The 16,998-nt window shown below is 67.6% G+C and carries 15 protein-coding genes; 5 read left to right on the forward strand and 10 right to left on the reverse strand.

The annotated features are described in order from the left end of the window. Positions 1-2: 2 nt before the first annotated feature. The 4 genes from ABGT83_RS10725 to ABGT83_RS10740 all read right to left on the reverse strand — a co-directional run bounded on the left by ABGT83_RS10725 (position 3) and on the right by ABGT83_RS10740 (position 3,483). Positions 3-728: a PcfB family protein gene (locus ABGT83_RS10725; RefSeq protein ID WP_009305527.1), complete on the reverse strand. Its 726-nt coding sequence runs from the start codon at positions 726-728 to the stop codon at positions 3-5. After that, the gene (locus tag ABGT83_RS10730; RefSeq protein ID WP_009305528.1) at positions 703-2,049 is read right to left on the reverse strand and encodes a relaxase/mobilization nuclease domain-containing protein; all 1,347 of its coding nucleotides are present in this window, start codon (positions 2,047-2,049) and stop codon (positions 703-705) included. Before ABGT83_RS10730 ends, ABGT83_RS10725 begins: the two co-directional genes overlap by 26 nt. Before the next feature lies 1 nt (position 2,050). Then, complete coding sequence (locus ABGT83_RS10735; RefSeq protein ID WP_009305529.1) at positions 2,051-2,380, reverse strand: MobC family plasmid mobilization relaxosome protein; 330 nt, start codon at positions 2,378-2,380, stop codon at positions 2,051-2,053. 134 nt (positions 2,381-2,514) lie between these two features. After that, complete coding sequence (locus tag ABGT83_RS10740) at positions 2,515-3,483, reverse strand: toprim domain-containing protein (RefSeq protein ID WP_009305530.1); 969 nt, start codon at positions 3,481-3,483, stop codon at positions 2,515-2,517. A 138-nt stretch (positions 3,484-3,621) separates the two neighbouring features. On the opposite strand from ABGT83_RS10740, the gene ABGT83_RS10745 reads away from it, so the two are divergent. From ABGT83_RS10745 to ABGT83_RS10755, 3 genes are all read left to right on the forward strand, one after another. Beyond that, positions 3,622-4,308 carry an Abi family protein gene (locus ABGT83_RS10745; RefSeq protein ID WP_346687523.1) on the forward strand — a complete coding sequence of 229 codons (687 nt, stop codon included), beginning with the start codon at positions 3,622-3,624 and terminating at the stop codon, positions 4,306-4,308. 30 nt (positions 4,309-4,338) lie between these two features. Continuing rightward, a complete protein-coding gene (locus tag ABGT83_RS10750; protein ID WP_346687524.1) occupies positions 4,339-4,644 on the forward strand; it encodes a hypothetical protein in 306 nt (101 codons plus the stop codon). A gap of 181 nt (positions 4,645-4,825) precedes the next feature. Further along, positions 4,826-5,737 carry a DUF4238 domain-containing protein gene (locus tag ABGT83_RS10755; RefSeq protein WP_013981126.1) on the forward strand — a complete coding sequence of 304 codons (912 nt, stop codon included), beginning with the start codon at positions 4,826-4,828 and terminating at the stop codon, positions 5,735-5,737. Here the strand turns inward: ABGT83_RS10755 and ABGT83_RS10760 are convergent. The 5 genes from ABGT83_RS10760 to ABGT83_RS13485 all read right to left on the reverse strand — a co-directional run bounded on the left by ABGT83_RS10760 (position 5,700) and on the right by ABGT83_RS13485 (position 13,591). Further along, positions 5,700-7,043 carry a DNA cytosine methyltransferase gene (locus ABGT83_RS10760; RefSeq protein ID WP_009305533.1) on the reverse strand — a complete coding sequence of 448 codons (1,344 nt, stop codon included), beginning with the start codon at positions 7,041-7,043 and terminating at the stop codon, positions 5,700-5,702. The genes ABGT83_RS10755 and ABGT83_RS10760 overlap by 38 nt on opposite strands. Further along, positions 7,040-7,585 carry a DNA N-6-adenine-methyltransferase gene (locus ABGT83_RS10765; protein ID WP_009305534.1) on the reverse strand — a complete coding sequence of 182 codons (546 nt, stop codon included), beginning with the start codon at positions 7,583-7,585 and terminating at the stop codon, positions 7,040-7,042. The genes ABGT83_RS10760 and ABGT83_RS10765 overlap by 4 nt, the downstream gene beginning before the upstream one ends. Continuing rightward, the gene (locus tag ABGT83_RS10770; RefSeq protein ID WP_173011775.1) at positions 7,576-8,244 is read right to left on the reverse strand and encodes a DNA cytosine methyltransferase; all 669 of its coding nucleotides are present in this window, start codon (positions 8,242-8,244) and stop codon (positions 7,576-7,578) included. The genes ABGT83_RS10765 and ABGT83_RS10770 overlap by 10 nt, the downstream gene beginning before the upstream one ends. A gap of 113 nt (positions 8,245-8,357) precedes the next feature. Then, positions 8,358-13,298: an N-6 DNA methylase gene (locus tag ABGT83_RS10775; protein WP_224768026.1), complete on the reverse strand. Its 4,941-nt coding sequence runs from the start codon at positions 13,296-13,298 to the stop codon at positions 8,358-8,360. After that, a complete protein-coding gene (locus tag ABGT83_RS13485) occupies positions 13,226-13,591 on the reverse strand; it encodes a TnpV protein (RefSeq protein WP_139912926.1) in 366 nt (121 codons plus the stop codon). The genes ABGT83_RS10775 and ABGT83_RS13485 overlap by 73 nt, the downstream gene beginning before the upstream one ends. A 47-nt stretch (positions 13,592-13,638) precedes the next feature. On the opposite strand from ABGT83_RS13485, the gene ABGT83_RS13490 reads away from it, so the two are divergent. After that, positions 13,639-13,833, forward strand: coding sequence for a hypothetical protein (locus ABGT83_RS13490; RefSeq protein ID WP_013981129.1), 195 nt, complete (start codon positions 13,639-13,641; stop codon positions 13,831-13,833). 668 nt (positions 13,834-14,501) lie between these two features. Further along, entirely contained in the window at positions 14,502-14,639 is a 138-nt protein-coding gene (locus ABGT83_RS10780; RefSeq protein WP_009608915.1) for a hypothetical protein, read from the forward strand. A gap of 51 nt (positions 14,640-14,690) precedes the next feature. Here the strand turns inward: ABGT83_RS10780 and ABGT83_RS10785 are convergent, their stop codons facing one another. Then, positions 14,691-16,982 carry a SpaA isopeptide-forming pilin-related protein gene (locus ABGT83_RS10785; protein ID WP_009305537.1) on the reverse strand — a complete coding sequence of 764 codons (2,292 nt, stop codon included), beginning with the start codon at positions 16,980-16,982 and terminating at the stop codon, positions 14,691-14,693. Between the last annotated feature and the right edge of the window lie 16 nt (positions 16,983-16,998).

The following is a 16,998-nucleotide window of genomic DNA, read 5'->3' on the forward strand; positions in this document are numbered from 1 at the left end:
CTCTACCTTCCTTTCTCCAGGGCGCGCGCCATGGGCTTGCGAGTCGCATGCGCTTCGCCGCTCATTTCGCGTGCCGCCGATATGGCGCGCATCTCCGCGCGCACGGACAGCCTGCCGCAGCGCTTGCGCGCTGCCTCACCATCCTTTTCTGAGAGCCGTTTTCTCGCGGATGTAGGCCCTGACGGACGGCTTTCCGCCGGGGCTTGCGCTAAAGGGGAGGCGTCGCTGTCGCCCGGCGATGCCAGCAAATCATCGAGGAGCGCCGCAGCTTGTTCGGGTGCGCGCGGCGCCTGCGCGGCGTGCGCGCGCCCATCGTGCCGATTCCCCTCGCGCGGCTCGGGCGCTTCGCGGGCGTCGTCTCTCATGCGGCACAGGCCGAGCCTCTCCGCGATGCGGTTCACCTTGCTCGCGTCCTCGGTCCGCACCAGAAGATCGACGGATTCGCCGTCCTTCTGCTTCACGACGGCGTATGCGATGCCGTAGCGTCGGGCCTCCTTCGCGAACCCTTTCAGATCGTCAAAGCGGATGGGGAACACGCGCAGCTCACGGCCCGATTTGAGCATCGCCGAAAGCCGCGCCCTGCCCTTGGTTTTCTCGTTGCTCGCCGCGGCCGCCAGCAGCATGGCGGCCGCGTTCTTCGCGCCGGCGCCCGTGATGCGCAGCGCCACCTCGGTTCCCTCGAGCGTCATCCTCACGATCTGCTCAGCAGCCTCGCTCGATGCGTCCATGACCTTCCACCTGCCTTTCCTCTCTGTTCGCTTCGGCGCCCTCGATCTGCGCGATGCGGGCCGGCAGCTCGGCGCTTCTTGCCCGGATGCGCGCGCAGGCGCGCGCCTCGCGCCTTGCGCCCCGCAGCTCCGACGCTATCTCGGCGATGCGGGGGTTTGGGGGCGCGGGGGATCCCGCCGCCTTGGAGCGCCTCGCCTCGTTGCGCAGCGCGCGGCGTTCGGCCTGCAGCGCCTCGGACTTGTCGGCCAAGGCTCTTTCGTATGCCGCCAGCTGGGATCGCGTCTCTATCCCCTCGCGCGCGAGCAGCGCGAGCTCCCCCGATATGGCTTCGAGTTCGCGCAGATCCTCGCGCAGCAGGAAATGCGCCCGCCCGCCTGGCGCCCTCTGCCTCTTCGCGCCGTTGAGCAGCGCCATGTACCTGCGGTACAGGCTCACGAGCGTGCCCTTCGGCACGGGCGGGCGCTCCTTGGGAGCGGGCCTCGGCCTGCCGAGGGGCAGGCGCTGGCGGCTGTTGGCGAGGATGCGCGCGCCGATGCCCTCCTGCGAGTACGCGTCCCCGAAATTGCGGCGCAGGCGCACGAAACGCTCCTTGCCGGGCGGGCGCACCGATATGTCCTTGCCCACCTTCACGTCGTAGCCCATCGCGCGCAGGTTCGCGTGGAACTGGCGCATGCTCGCCGCACGCCCTACGGCCTCGTCCACGTCGGCCTTCACGAGCGAGCGCCACGTGGGGCGCCCCTCGCGCTCGGCGCGCCATTCGGCGTGGTGGCGCGCGCCGCCGCGCCCGGGGCTCTCCACCACCGAAAGACCATGCTCCCGGCACAGTTCGTCGGACGCTTCGCGCATCGCGCGGTAGCAGGCGGCGTCTCGGTGGAAGCGCCTGCCGTCGGCGAAGGACACAGAGTTGACCACGAAGTGGTTGTGGAGGTGGGCCTTGTCCAGATGGGTGGCCACCACAACCTCGAAGCGGCCGCCCCACAGCTCTTGGGCGAGGGCGACGCCCACCTCGTGGGCCGTGGCGGGGTCGGTCTCGCCGGGCGCGAACGCCTGGTATCCGTGGAAGGCCACGATGCCGCCCGTCTTGCCGTATTGGCGCTTGGTCGCGTTCATCTCTTCCAGCGCCGTGGCGGGCAGGCAGTTGACGCCGGTCACGTACAGCTGCCGCTCAGTCTTGCCGGGGTCGGCGGCGTAGAGGATGGCGGCGCCCACGCCCTGGAGCTCCCACTCGTCGGGCGAGCCTTCGGCCTTGTCCGGGTTCCCGGCGTACCCGAGCACGCGCGCCAGGCGCCCTTCGACCTTCCAAATCGACGTGACGGCCACCTCATCGCCTCCTTCCCGGCTCTTTGACCGCCGCCACGATCTCGCGGAGCGCGGCTTCGAGCCTTCGCGCCTCGGCGTCGTAGCGGGCGGCGTCCACGGTGCCGAGGGCGTGGGCCTTGCGCGCGATCTGGTTGAGGTTGTTCCCGATGGCGTGCAGCTCGCGGGTCATCGCCAGGTAGTCGGGCGGCGGCTTCGGCCTCGGGTCGATGCCCCCTATGAGCGCGCGCAGGTACGCCTCCTGCGACCAGCCCGCCCTGCGCGCCGCCTCTTTGAGCCGCGCCAGCTCTTCCTCCGTGAGCCTCACCGTGGCCTTGCGCGTGCGCCTTTCCATTCGCCGCCTCCCTTCGCGGGGTTGCAGGGGGTGCCCCCTGCGTCTGCCGAGCGCCAGCGCTCGGCGTTGCTTGCTGGTACGCGACGGTTTTCCGCCGCCTCGGCGGCGGACTTCGCAACCCGCCGAAAGAAAGATCACCTTCCCCTGTCGGGCGCTCGGCCTCTGGAGCGGCGGGCCAAGAGGAACTCATTCACGTCCTTACCCTCCGGGGGAGGCTCCATCGACGCCGCCACGCCGCGAGAAGCGGCTGCGCGCGCGATCTCGCGGGCGGCCCGCCTGCCCGCCTCGTCGTTGTCGAGATGCAAGGCCAACGAGGCGATGTATGGGCGGTCGTCAAGATGCTGCGCGAGGGCGAGCGGCAGCTTCGGGGCTCCGTTGCGCGCATGGGGGACCGACACCCCGCCGAGGGACAGCATCCCCAAGCTGGCCGTCTGCTTGCCCTCGTGCTCGAGGATGGTCGCGTAGGAAAGCGCGTCTATGGCGCTCTCGAAAACATGGAGCACGCCGTTGTTTCGGACGCTTTGCAGGGAGAACGCGAAGCGCTTGTCGGATCTGGGAGCCTCGCCCTTGAAGCCTCCCTCGCACGAGCGCAAGGCCGCGTACCTCGGAACGCCCGTGCGGTCCCTGCCGACGAACACCGCGCACGCGACCCCGCCGCGCATGGTGCCGTAGACGTCTCCGGCATCCACGAGGCCCTTCAGCAGGCTGCGCGAGATGCCGCGCGATTCGAGGTACCGCATCGCATCGTCGTCGGCGCACCGGCGTGGGAGGCGAAACGCCGGGCGCGGCGCGCTCGCCGGTGGGGCGGCATGCGCGGGCGGGGATGCTCTCGCAACGGCAGGGCGGTCGGCCCGCAGATGCTCCACGGCGTCGAGGAAGGCCATGTCGCGCACTTTGACGAGGAAGTCGAGCGCGCTCCTGCCGCCGAGATCCCGGCTCCACCAGAACCACTTGCCGTTGGAGATCTTAAGGCTGTCGTGTTCCTTCGTGCAGTAGACGCCGGGCGAAATGCGCACCAGCTCGTCGGGTTCGCGCTCTTGCAGGTAAGTAAGCAGGTCAACCCGCTTCACTTCAGCGATGATTTCAGGGTCGACGTATGGCATGTTTTCGTCCTTTTCTTGTCTTCGGATTTGCCTGTGGCCGCCGGAGCGGCGCGGCGTGCCCCCATTCGCCTTCGCTTCGCCATGCCGATTCGAGATGCGCGGAACGCGGCGTGCCCAAGAGACGCTGAAAGGGGTAGAATGGCGGGCATGGTGAATCCGAGTGAAACATACACTGCATGGAGCATCGGGGAGGGCGCGCACGAGGTGACGGGGCTCAAGCCGATGCTGAACCCGGAGGAGCAGGTTGCGCTTCTGAAGGCGAAAGGCGTCTCGTTCGAGCGATGCGGCGAGGAGCAAGCCGCGGACGCTTTGGCCCGCCGGGGAACCTTCGTGCACCTCGCGTCATGCCGCAGGCTGTTCCAGAAGCACGCGTCCGGCGACGACCGGGGGAAGTACGTGAGGCTTGACTTCGCCGACCTGCTGGCTCTCGATGCGCTCGACGACGAGCTCCGCAAGGCGTTCCTAGCTGTCTCGCAAGACGTGGAGCGGCTGGCCAAGACCTCCATGGTGACGCGCGCCTCCAGGCTCGACGACGAGGACGGCTACGGCATAGTCGCCGATTTCATGAGGGCGCAACAGAGGAGATACCGCAGCTACATCGAGCGGGATCTCTCCTCGCGCATGTCCGCCGGCATCGTCGGCGACGTTTACACCGGGCGCATCATCGGCCATTACCGAGACGCGATGCCCGTATGGGCGTTTTTGGAGGTGGTCACGTTCGGAACGGCGCTGGCCTTCTGCCTGTTCTGCTCCGAGCGATGGGACGACGCCGTCATGCGGGAGGAGCACTACATCCTCAAGGGCGTGAAGGCCGTGAGGAACTGATGTTCCCACGGCAGCTGCATAGTCAACGGGATGGACGGCTCCAACGAGTGCGATTACGCGCTTTCCAGCCTGGTCTACGATTGGCTCGCCGAGAAAGGCGTCGGCAACAGCAAGACGCGCCGCGCCAAGTTAAGGAACCGTCGTATGCAGCAGCTCCTCGAGACGCTCGTGATGTTCGACCGATTGGGAGGGCCGGCGCTCTGTCCCCGTTCGACGGCGCTGCTGGAAGGGCTGCGCGCGAGTCTTCTCGGCACGTGCGAGAGCTACGGCGTCCAGAACGGGTTCGTGTCGTACCTGAGGTTTCTGGCGAATCTCATTGACAAGGCGCTCGGCTGATGGCACCATAACCTCAGATTCAAAAACCTTCGGGTTTTGTATGGGCCAATCCCGCTGGGATTGGCTCTAGTTTTTTGGGCTTGGTTGGCTCTCACGTCGCTTCAACTGCGTCTTCCGAACCGACGTCCGGCAGATCGCCCTCGTTTGCCCGACGGCGGAGCTCGGTTTGGCGGTGACTTCCATGAACACAAAAGGGCCGAAAAAGAAGAAGCAGCATTACGTTCCGAAGTTCTACTTGCGTGGGTTTTGCGGGAGCGGCGACACGGTGTTCGCGCTAGATAAGGAGTCGGGGGGAATATTTACACCCTCGGTTGGCGATTTCTGTGCGGAGAGGTACCTGTACGAATCCCTATCGAACGACCCCAACTGGTACAAGGGGAAATTCGTCTATCCGAACTACACTGAGGACGGCCTCTGCGAACTGGAGAGCGCTTTTGCCCCCGTCCTGAAAAGGGTGGCGGCCCTGTGCGTGCCGAACGCCCCGTTCACGTGCGTCGGCGATGACGACGCGAGAATCATCGCGTCTTTTGTGGCGAATGCGATTGCTCGCCATCCCAGCGTGTTCAAGCCCCTCCGGAATGAGCTTATGTTGTCGGCTTCGGAAGAAGACCTCTCTCCGTATCGCGACCTTATGAGGGCTCTGGGGCACGAGGGCGCGTTCGAGGGGGTGGCGGCGGAAGGCGTCACGCGCCGCCTGCTGCTAGATACGGGCGACGGGTCCTACCAAGGGCTCATCGTAGGAGAGCTGCTCGAAATGGAGGGGATCGTCCTGCGCGCGCCCGGGTGCGCCTCGTTCGCCACCGCGTCTTTCCCCGTCCTCCCCGTTGTTCGGGAAACAGGGGGGCGGGATCGCCTCTCCTCTCTGTACTGCCCTATCAGCCCGAATGCGGCCGTCATCTACGGCCCCGGCCCCCGTCGGGGGATGGGAGGTTGCGAGCTGCTCGGCGCGCGCGATGTCGTCAGGCTCAACGCCGCCTACTTCGAGGCGGACTTCGTCCGCTTCGTCGTAGCGAAGGACAGGCGGACCCTGGAAGAGGCCCGCTCTTTCGCCGAGGCTAAACGGCCTTCTCCACCCTCTCGCCGATCCATTTGACGACCGGGACGGCCATGGCGTTTCCGAGGGCTTTGTAACGACGGCCGTCCGGAGCCGGCTTGCCGCGGAACTCCACGTTCGTCCAGTTGTCCGGGAAGCCTTGCAGCCTCTCGCACTCCAACGGCGTGAGCCGCCTGACCGCCGGACCCTGCAGGACGTGGCTCGCCTGCTTGACGCCGGGATGCGCGGCGAGCGCGCCCACGTGGCTGCCCGACCCGCCGACGAAGCGCACCTCGTCGCGCGTGTTCTGGGCGAACGCCGCGACGGGGCCCACGCACGACGGGGAGCCGCCCACCTTCAGCGTGCCCGCCAGGTCCACGTCGCACGCCGCGTTGGCCGCGTCCCCCGAAAGGCACGCCATGGGCGGCCCCTTGGCGGCGTTCGCCGTGAGGCACCCGCACAGGCCGTCGCCCACGTGCGCGTTCGCATGGGTGGACGCGAGGCACAGGGCCTCGCGCGGCGGCCCGCCCGCAGGCAGGGCCACGGCGTGGCGGTCGGCGGCGGTGAGGGTGTACATGCCTTTCTCGTCGGGGTCGCAGAAGCCCGCGCCATTGCCCCCGTTTTCAGGCTTTCGGCCTATGGAGTTGCCAACGATGCCGTAGACGGCGGGCGCGTGCCAGTCGGCCGTGAGGGTGGGCGATTGCTCGGCGGCGTGGCCTACCGACCCGCTGGCGGGGGCGGCGGAGTACTTGAAGCCTGCCGTTCGAGCGCCTCCTCCAGCTGCGGCGGCAAGGAGCGCCCTCTTCTCCTTGCCCGGCGGATGATCCCAGCGCATGCAGTGGGGCTCAAATAGTACCTCGCAGGCACGGGCGGCGCTTCCAAGCACTCCGACAAGAAAGACACGCTCGCGTCGCTGGGCCAAGCCGAAGAATTGCGCGTCCAGAATTCTCCATGCCAGACCGTACCCGACCTCATCCATCGCCCGGAGCAGGCATCGGAAAGCCTCCCCGTTCTCGCTCGAGAGCGCTCCCGGGACGTTCTCCCAGACAAAGCATCTCGGCATGACCTCACGTACAGCTCGAATAAATTCGAGCATGAGGCCCGACTCGCCTTTGAGCCCCGTTCTCTTTCCGGCGACGGAAAAGCTCTGGCACGGGCTTCCGCCGATGACAACGTCGATCTCGCCACGCATCTCCTTCCACTCGACCTTCGATATATCTCCCAGGTTGGGCACGCTCGGGAAGCGAGTAGCGAGAACCGCGTTGCAGAACGGGTCGATCTCGCTGAAGGCGACCGCCTCCCAGCCGAGCGGCCCCCACGCGCAGCTCGCCGCCTCTATGCCTGAGAAAAGGCTCACGTACCTCACGAAGCCCCCTTCCCGCCGCGCGCTGCGGCGTTGGCTATTGACGACACCTTGCCGGGGGCGGCGCCCTCCCCGAACACGGCGACCATGCTCGGAAAGGGCGCGGGGCCCTGAGCGACGCCGGCGAGCTCGAACCTGATGCGGCCGCGAACGAGCCTTATCTCTGCATGGCCGAGGATGTAACGGAGGAACCACTCGGTGTCCGTGCGCGCCGCCACCAGCAGCGCGACCGTCGTGCGCGGCTTGGCGCCCTCGATTGCCGCCTTGCGCGCCCATGCCCCGACGCCCCGGCCGTAGGGCGGATTCACCCACACTCTCTCGCCGCCCCAGTCAGCCGCGAGCCCGTCGTCTCGTTTGGTGAGGTGCCTTTCGCATTTGGCGTTGGCGTCCGAGCTCGCCGCGTCAAGGGTGAAGTGGAACTCGGAATCGAGCGCCGAGAACAGCCACGCGGGGGTCTCCCAGTCGTCGCGCGCCGACGAGAAGGCCGCCCCGCCGGCGCCGGTGAAGCCGCCTGGCGGCGCTGCTGCCGCGCTTTTCACCGGCATAGCCCCGCCGCCTTTCGGATGGGCACCTCGCGCTCGCACACGTCAACGATGTGCAGGCACAGCCTCTCGGGGATGCGCCCGCGCTCGCGCGCGTTCGCCAGGCCCTGCGTGCCGGACTTCGACCCGCGCGGCGCCGACTCGTGGCAGGGCGCCCCGTTGCGGCACGGCGGGCAGAATCGCGGGTCGGAGGCGTTCGTGAATATGTCGGTCGGCTTCATGGCCCTCGCGCCGTATTGGCAGTAGGTGACGGTGTGGCGGGGGATGACCGCCATCATGTCCTGCTTGCGCAGGCCCGCGCGCGGGTTCTCTATGAAGTAGAGCGCCGGCCTCAGATCGCGGATGAGGCGGAGCATCGCCAGATCCACCCGGTCGCATTTGAGCGCGTAGTCGCTCACGGGGTCCAGGTTGCCGGTGTTGGCGTTCTTGCGCCTGTGGCGCGATATGCCCGCCATGGAGAACGTGGCGCAGTCCGGCGACGCCCACACCACGTCGGGCCGGCCGAATGCGCGCAGGACGTCCGGCGCTTTCAGGAACTCGATGTCGGCGTGGAGGTCGGCGGGCAGCGATTCGTCCCACTCCACCGAGAACACCTCGTGGCCCCGCTTTTCGAACGCCTCGCCGATGGAGCGCGTTCCGCTGAACAGTTCGAGCACTTTCATAAACATTCCCCCTTCGCGAAAAGGAATGCCCCGGCGTTGCCGCCAAGGCGCTCCATCGACCGATTCCGGTTTGCCGGCGATGAGGCGCATCTCGCGCGGCGCGGTGTGCGCCCTCACCGTTCGAACTCCTTTTTCTTTTCGGCACGTTCCGGCTCATGACCGTCGTCGCACAGCTGCTCGGGGCCGCTTTTTCCCACGTCGAGCAGGGCGTCGAGCTCCGCGAGGCGGGCGGACTTCTCTTTCAGCTCGCCTTCGTGGGGAAAAGGTTTGGTGGCCTCGGTGCGCGCAGCCTCCATCTGCCTGCGGGCTTCTTCGAGGCGCGCGCGGCACTCGTCAGCCTCCGCGCCCATCTTGGCGATGGCGTTGTCCAGCCTCGTCACGGCGCCTGCCGCATCACCGCCCAGCTCGCATTTGTGCTCGGCTTCGCCGACGATGCGCATCTCGAACGCCGCGCTCATGCGGTCGAACGTCAACTCCAGGGAGAACCCCCGGTACGACCCGAGCGGCATGGCCCCCGTCTCGGTCATCTCGCCGCGCGCCGCGAGCACCGCCTCGCCTGCCGCCGCACGCTCCCGGAAGGCGGTGCCGCGCACTTCCATCGAAAATGCCTCCTTCGTCGGCGGCGGGTTCGCCCTTGCCTTCGCGACATCGGCCTCCAGCGATTCGAGGCGCGCCGACAGCGACGCCATGCGCTGCGGGTAGTCCTTGGCGGCCTTGTCCTCCAGCGCGTACTTCTGCGCTAGGTGGTCGGCCTTCAGCATCCGCAGGCGGGACACCTCGACATCGAGGCCCATGCGCTCCTTGACGAGCGGGTTTCCCGTGGCGAGCGCTTTGAGCTCGGCGTAGGAAAGCGCCGCCTCGTCAACGTCGGCGGCTGTGCGAACGGGCGACTTCGAGGTCATGACCTGCGCTATGAATCGCTGCTTTCCCTCTACGAGCTGGTAGAGGTACGCGTCGAAGGTGCCTTCGGTGACGTAGCGGTACGCCTCCACCTCGGCATTCATGTTGCCCTGGCGCTCGATGCGCCCGAGGCGCTGCTGGAGGTCGGCGGGGCGCCACGGGCAGTCGAGGTCGTGGATGGCGGCGAGCCTGCGCTGCACGTTGGTGCCCGCGCCCATCTTCTGCGTGGACCCCATGAGGATGCGCACGGCTCCGGCGTTCACCTTCCCGAAGAGGGCGAGCTTCTTCGCCTCGGTGTCGGTGTCGTGGATGAACGCCACCTCGCCCTCGGGCACGCCGCGCGCCACGAGCTTGCGGCGCAGATCGTCGTACACGTTGAAGGACCCGTCGCCCTTCGGGGTGGAGAGGTCGCAGAACACGAGCTGGGTGAGCCTTTCCTCGGCGCCGTCGCGCCATATGCGCAGCACGTTCTCGCAGCAAGCGTTCACCTTGCTGCCCTCGAAGTCGGGCAGCGCGGGGTCGGCGAGGCGTTGGTCGAGGGCTATCTTGCGGCCGTCGTTGGTGATGAGGAGCATGTTGTCCTTCTCGGCGGGCACACTGCCCGCCCTCACCGCCTCGGCGCGCTCGGCGAGCCCCGCCACCAGCTCGCGCTGGACGGGGGAGGGCTGCACCGCCACGTTGCGCAGATGCACCTTGGGCGTGGGAAGCGCCAGCGTGTCCGCCGTCTGCACGTCGGCGACCTGTTTGAACATGGACATGAGCTCGGGTAGGTTATAGAAGCGCGAGAAGCGCGTTTTCTGCCGATAGCCCGTGCCTTCGGGGGCCAGCTCCAATGCCGTCACTGTCTCGCCGAACGTGGACGCCCAGCAGTCGAAGTGGGAAAACCCCAAGCGCTCCAGCTCGCCGTATTGCAGGTAGCGCTGCATGGTGTAGAGCTCCGCCATCGAGTTGGACACCGGCGTGCCCGTGGCGAACACCGTGCCGCGTCCGCCGGTCTGCTCGTCGAGGATGCGGCACTTCATGAACAGGTCGGAAGACTTCATGGCCTCGCTCTGGGCGATGCCGCTGACGTTTCGCATCTTGGTGTGGAAGAACAGGTTCTTGTAGTAGTGGGCCTCGTCCACGAAGATCCGGTCGACGCCGAGCTCCTCGAACGTGAGCACGTCGTCCTTGTCGGTTTGGTCAGCGAACTTGGCGAGTCTCACGTTCAGGCGCTTCTTCGTGATCTCCATCTGCTTCACGCTGAACCGTTCGCCGTGCTGCGCCTTGATCTCGGCTATGCCGTCGGAGAGCTCGGCGATCTGGCTCTCTATGAACGCTCGCTGACGCTCCACCGATACGGGTATCTTCTCGAACTGGGTGTGCCCCATGATCACGCCGTCCCAGTCCCCCGAGGCGATGCGGGCGCAGAAGCGCCTGCGGTTGCGCCGCTCGAAGTCGCGCTTGGTGGCCACCAGCAAATTGGCGGCGGGGTAGAGCCTCAGCCATTCCGACGCCCACTGCCCCGTGAGGTGGTTCGGCACGACGAACAGGGGCTTGGAGCAAAGCCCTATGCGCCGCAATTCCATGGCGGCCGCCGCCATGGTGAATGTCTTGCCCGCTCCCACCTCGTGGGCGAGAAGCGCGTTTTTCCCGTAGAGGATGCGGGCGACGGCGTTTCTCTGGTGCGGCCTCAGCTCTATCTCGGGGTTCATGCCGGGAAACGCCAGGTGCGAGCCGTCGAACTCGCGCGGGCGGATGGCGTTGAACCGCTCGTTGTAGGCGGCGACCAGCCTCTCCCTGCGCGCCTGGTCTGAGAACACCCACTCCTTGAAGGCCGCCTTGATGGCCTCCTGCTTGGCGAGCGCCACCGCCGTCTCCTTCTTGTTGAGGACGGGTTTCTTCTTGCCGTTTTCGTCCTCGACGTAATCGACCACGCGCGCGTCCTTGAGGTTGAGCGTCTCCTCGATGATGTGGTAGGCGCTCATGCGGCGCGTGCCGTAGGTCGACAGCGCGCGCACGTTCGAGCCGTCGCGGCCCTTGCCCTCGATGCGCCACTGCGCCGTGGCGGCGGAATACCTCACGGCCACCTGTTCGCGGACCCAGTAGGGCGGGTCGAGCAGGTGGAGCACGAACTCACGCACGTCGTCGGCGGGGATCCACGTCGCTCCGAGGCGCACGCTTATCTCGGCCGCCCCCAAATCGGGCGGCTGGGCGCAGCGCAGCGCCTCGATATTGGGAATGTACGAGGGGTCGGACGCGGCCGTCAGCTCGGCGATGCGCAGCTTCGCCCGCACGTTGCCGGAGAGGTATTCGTCGGCGGGCTGCCAGACGGGCTGCTCTCCGGTCGCCGTGGGAACGCGGAATATGGCGCCTTTCAGCGCTTCGGCCAGTTCGTTTTCCCCCATTCCGGTCAACCTCGCCATGTAGGGCAGATCGACCCGTCCGCGTTCAGACAGCGAGGCAGCCAGCGCCGCCTGGGGGTCGTCGGCGTGCGTCACGGGCGCGTTGGGCCGTATCGTGCGCTTGGAGAACATGTCCGCCTTGCGCTCGAAGTTCCCCTCGCCGTCGAGGATCTCCAATGCGCACAGCAGCGGGTAGGAGGAATCCTGCTTGAGCGCGGCGGCGTTCGCGCGCGAGTTCAGGATGCCGTGCTTCGCCGCGTAGGCGTCGTAGAGCGCGTTGAGCCTTGCGCGCTCAGCCTCCACCTCCGCATCGGGCGCGCCGTCCTTTTCGAGCGTTATGAGCCGTCGGGCGCAATCCCGTAGGGGGATCATTCCCCCGATTCGCTCAGCGGCCGCCTTCGAGGGATTCTGCCGGTGCATGAGGGGACCCATGCGGAAGTAGAGGGCGCCGCCAGATTCGGCGTAGGACCAGTCGCGCACGTCCGGGTCTGCGGGGATGGCGTCGCCGGGCTCGCTTTCGGGCGCATCCCATTCGGGGATGCGGGCGGTCATCTTGCCGAGGGCTTCGCGCAGCGCTTCTTCCAAGTCGGTGCCGGGCTTCGGCCTGCATTCGGAGTCCGCCCGCCCGTAGGCGTTCGTCGTCGCGGCGAGCTCGCCGAGCACCATGTCGGGGTGGGATGCGAAGTAGGAGTTCACGTCGATGCCCGCCTCGACGCGCTCGGTGTGCGCCCATTCGGGCTCGCAGACCTCGGCGCGCTCGCGCTTCTGGAGGATGACCACGTCCGCCGTGACTTCGGCATGCGGCGAGAAGGCCGTGTTGGGCAGGCGGACCGCTCCCACGAGCTCGGCGCGCTCGGCGATCCTTCTGCGGGCGGCGGGATTCTTCTTGTCGAGCGTGCCTTTGGACGTGACGAAAGCCACGATGCCTCCCGGCCTCACCAAGTCGAGCGCCCTCGCGAAGAACCAATCGTGCACGAGCAGCCCCTCGTCCCGATGGCGGGGATCGTCGACCTGGTAGCTGCCGAAGGGCACGTTTCCCACCGCGACGTCGAACGATTCGTCGTCGAGGTCTGCGTGCTCGAAGCCGCCGTGGATGATCTCCGCGGACGGATGGAGGGCGCGGGCGATGCGCGCGGTCAGGCCGTCGAGCTCCACGCCGACGAGGCGGCAGCCCGCAAGCGCCTCCGGCATGGCGGCGAAGAACGCGCCCGTGCCGCATGACGGCTCCAGCACCCTGCCGCCCGAAAGCCCCATGCCCCGGATGGCCTCCCATATGGGGCGCGCGATCTCCTGCGGGGTGTAGAACGCCGTGAGCGTGGAGGCGCGCGCCGCCGCGTACTCCCCGTCGGAGAGCAGCTGGCGCAGCCGGGCCTTCTCGTGCGCCCATTTCCCCGATTCCTCGTCGAACGCGTCGGCGAGGCCGCCCCAGCCCACGTAGCGCGCGAGCGCTTCGCGCTCTGCGGCGTCGGGCGGGCGGCCTTCCCCCTCGACGGCGACGAGCGCTTCGATGGCCGCGATGTTGCCGCGCAGCCGCCCGAGCGGGGTGGCGAGCTGTTCGGGATACTCATTTGCCCCATCGTCGAACGAGAAAGCCAGCTGGCCCCGTTCGGGCGGCTTTGCCTCGGAACGGCGGGAGGCGGGCTTGTCGCCCGCCTCCCTTCGGCTTGTCTTGGTTTTCTCTTGGCCGCGCTGCTTTTCTAGGCGTACACGACCTTCATCGCCGCCGCTTCGCGGGCCGCTGCCGCCGCCTCGGCCATCTTCGCCGCCCACGCTGCCGGATCCGCCACCTTCGCCGCTTCGTCCAACCCCCTGCTCTTCGCCACGCGGGCCGCCAGGTCGTCCGCCATCGCCTCCGCGAGGGCTTCCGTCTCGGCCAGGTGCCTCGCCAGCGCCCCCTGCGCCAGCAGGTCCGCCCGCAGCTCGGGCTTGCTCGATCTCAGGTATTCGTCCCTCATCAGCGCGAACGGCCCCAGGTTCGCCGCCGCTTCCTCTTCCGTTGCCAGGGTCGGCAGCAGAAGACCACCGCCCTCCCTGTACGCCATCTCCATCGCCTCTCCTTTCATCGGGCTCTTTTGCCGGATTATGGACGGCGGCGGCCAAGGGCGCAAACGTGCGATGGGATGCTTCCGGGGCTCTTTCCCGCATCGCGGGGGCTATCGTGCGCAGGACGGCTGCGGCGGCGCTTGCCGTGCGGCAGCCGAGCGCGTTCATCGCCCGGACCGTGCCGAACATCGGCAGGGCGTCCGCCGCGCGCGGCGTGATGAGCGCGCCGCCTTCGATGCCGCAGCGCGACGCCGCCTCGTAGGCGGCAGATGCCGCCGCGAGCTCCAGAAGCAGATCCCCGGCCTCGGGGGCTTCGAGGCGTTCCAGGCCGCTTCCGCCGCGCGCTTCCCCGATGGCCGCGACGGCCGATTCCGCGTTTTCGCGTACGGCGGCGCTCGCCGCCTCGGCGATGGCCTCGATGGTGCCTTTCCTGGCATCAGCCCCGAAGGATTCATGGAGGGCGCCGACGATGGCCGCCTCCTGCTCCGGGCCGCCAGCCCAAAGCGGCAGCGGGCGGGCGGCGCGCCCGGGCGCCGTGTCCGACACGTCGAAGTAGTAGCGCAACCGCCCCGTTCCCGGGGCTCCGAACACGGCGATTCCGACTGATCCGCGCTTCACCCGCCGGCCGAACAGGGCATCCCAGCGCTCCAATTCCAACACCGCCTTGGCGTCCGGGCGCTGCGCGTGGACGAGCGCCTGCTCCGGGAAGGGCAGCTTGTAGTTGCGGCCCGCCGATTCGAGGAACGCCTTCCACGCCTCGGGGCTTTCGCTCAAAGCGACGAGGGTCGTTCGGTAGAGTTCTTCAATGGTCCGGTACGTGCTCGCCACGCGTCACCTCCTCGGAAGCTTCGTAGGTTCGCTCGCAGGCGTGATTTCCCGCGGGCCCCTTGGTTAGAATCGGCCAAATCCTCCAATAGACGGGAGTTTTTCATGAGGAAGCTGCTCGCCCTGCTCAGGCTGGTGGCCGCCGTTTTCGCTCTGGCGGCTGCCGCCTACGTTTGCCTCGTCGTTTTCGGCGTTTTCTCGGCTCTCGACAGCGCGACCTCCGGGTATTCCATCTACCGCTAGCCGGCAGGTGGCGAATGGCCCTCGCGGGCCGCCCGCCCGCCGCGCGCGTTCTCATCGGATCTCGGGGATTTCGCGCTCGCCGAGTTCTTCGGCGTCCTTCTCGCGGCACCGCTTCATAGCGACGGCAAGGCATCCGAAGCCGGCCGCCGCGATGGCGGCCGAGACGGCGGCCAAGGGCGCGAGGTTCACGCCGGTCTTGTCGAAGGGCTCGCCCCCTTCGACTGCGGGCGCAGGGGTCGCCTCGTCCTCCATGGTCACTGTCTGAACGTCGCCCGTGGCCTCGACCTCGAATTCAACGTCCTCCGCCAGCTCATAGCCCTCGGGCGCGCTTTCCTCGTGCAAGGTGTACGTTCCCGGCGCGAGCTTCTCTATGCGGTGGGGCTCTTCGGCGGAAACCCACTCCTCCACCACGGCGCCCTCGGCGTCGAGCACCTGCATGGCCGCCCCGGAAAGCGGCGCGCCCGTTTCCGCGTCCACCTTCTCGGCATCGACCTTGGTGAAGTCGTCCTCCATGGTCACCTTCTGGGAAACCTGGCCGGACACCACCTCGAAATCCACGCTGTTTGCGACCAGGTAGCCCTCGGGGGCGATCTCCTCGCGCAGGGTGTAGGAGCCCTCGTCGAGCACGATCTCGTGCGGCTCTTCCCCGGACACCCATTCGTCCACCACGTTGCCTTCGGCGTCGGTCACTTGGAGCGTGGCGCCCGGAAGCTCCTCGCCCGTCACGATGTCGGCTTTGGAGATGGAGACGTGCGGCTTGTCCGAGTTCACCAGCGTCCCGAGGTCGATGGTCGCGCCGTCTCGGTACACGCTCACCTCGAACGCGGGGATGAGTTCCCGGTCGGCGTTCGCCTCGCAGGGCTGCTCTTCCACGATGTAGGCGTCATACGGCAGCGCGCCCAAGGCGTCGTCGGGCTCCCCGCCGCCGAACCACACGCCGGACTCCGCCGTGCCGCCGTTGGTGTCGGCGGTGTGGGGGTTCCACGACGCGGCGGTGGATGCGCAGCCGTTGGCGTCGGTGACGATGGTGTGGCTTTCTCCAGTGGTGGCGCTGGTGACGAGGAACGGCACGCCGGCCATGCGGCCTTGGTCGCCCTCGCCGACCTTCACGAGTTTCAAGTCGCCTCGGATGACCTGCTCAGTGAGCTCGTCGGCCACCTCGTGTTCGAAAACGGGCGATTCGCTGCCCGCCATGTCCGCTGTGACGGTTATCTCGTGGGCCTCGGGGTCGGGCAGGTAGCCGGCGGGCGCTTTCGTCTCCTTGATGGTCACGGTGCCGAGGGGGATGCCCTCGAAAGCCAGCTTCGAGTTCTCCACGACGCCCTTCGCGGTCACGTATTCGCCGCCGTGAAGGTAGGTGGCCTCGTACTCCGCGCCGTCGAGAGATGCGGCTCCCTGTGGCTCGGGCAGCAAGGTTTCGGCGTCTTTCTTGATGAGCGTGAGATTCACCGTGACGGGGGCGTCTTGCGCGTTCACGTGAACGTTGCCGCCGGCGACCGTCACGTGGAACTCCTCCTGGGAAAGCGCGTAGCCCGCTGGCGCGCTGATCTCGCGCACGACGTAGTCGCCGTTGGGCAGCTTCTCGGAGGTCTGCCCGTGGCCGCTCTCGTCGGTGGTGAACTGCGCCACGAGGCTTCCGCCCTGGTAGACGCCGTAGACCGCGCCGGCGAGCGTGTACTCGCCGTTGCCGGCCGTCACCGACGCATCGGCGCTCGTCTTGTCGAGCGTGACGAAGCCGCCCTCGGACAGCCCCCTGTACACGGCGAAGCTGGCGTAGGTCTTGCCGTGCCCGCCGTCGATGCCCCACATGTAGTCGAATCGCACGTTGCAGGTGCCGAAGTGTTCGCTCCATGCGTGATAGACCGTTGCGCCTTCGCCCGCGATGGCGCAGTGCACGGTGGCACCCGACGCGTTGGAGAACACGATGACGTCGCCCGGCTTCACGGTTCCCGCCGCGAACGCGGCGTTGTAGTCATCCGCCGACGAGCCGCGGAACGTCTCGTGCGCGGCGCAGAACGCCGCGATGGCGTCCGTTCCGCAGTTGCCGGGGCTTCCGCCGGGCCAGCTCAGCCCGTAGACGTTGGCGATGACCCAGCCGACGAACCCCGAGCAATCCCAGCCCGAGGTGCCTTTGCCTCCCCAGACGTAGGGCGTGCCCATCAGGTCTTCTATGCCGCCTTTCACTTCCTCCCAAGTGGCGTCGCTGAGCGAGCCGTCTGCCGCGTATGCCGCTTGGCTGCGCGAAGGAAGCCCCGCGAACACCGCCGCCGCGACGAGGAGGGCCGCGAGCATGCAGCGGATTATCTTGCCCGCAGCGCGGCCGTTGGTTGCCTGTGCTTTCATGTTCTTCTCCTTGCGT

This window comes from Enteroscipio rubneri, from assembly GCF_963929405.1.
Classification (GTDB): Bacteria; Actinomycetota; Coriobacteriia; order Coriobacteriales; family Eggerthellaceae; genus Enteroscipio; species Enteroscipio rubneri.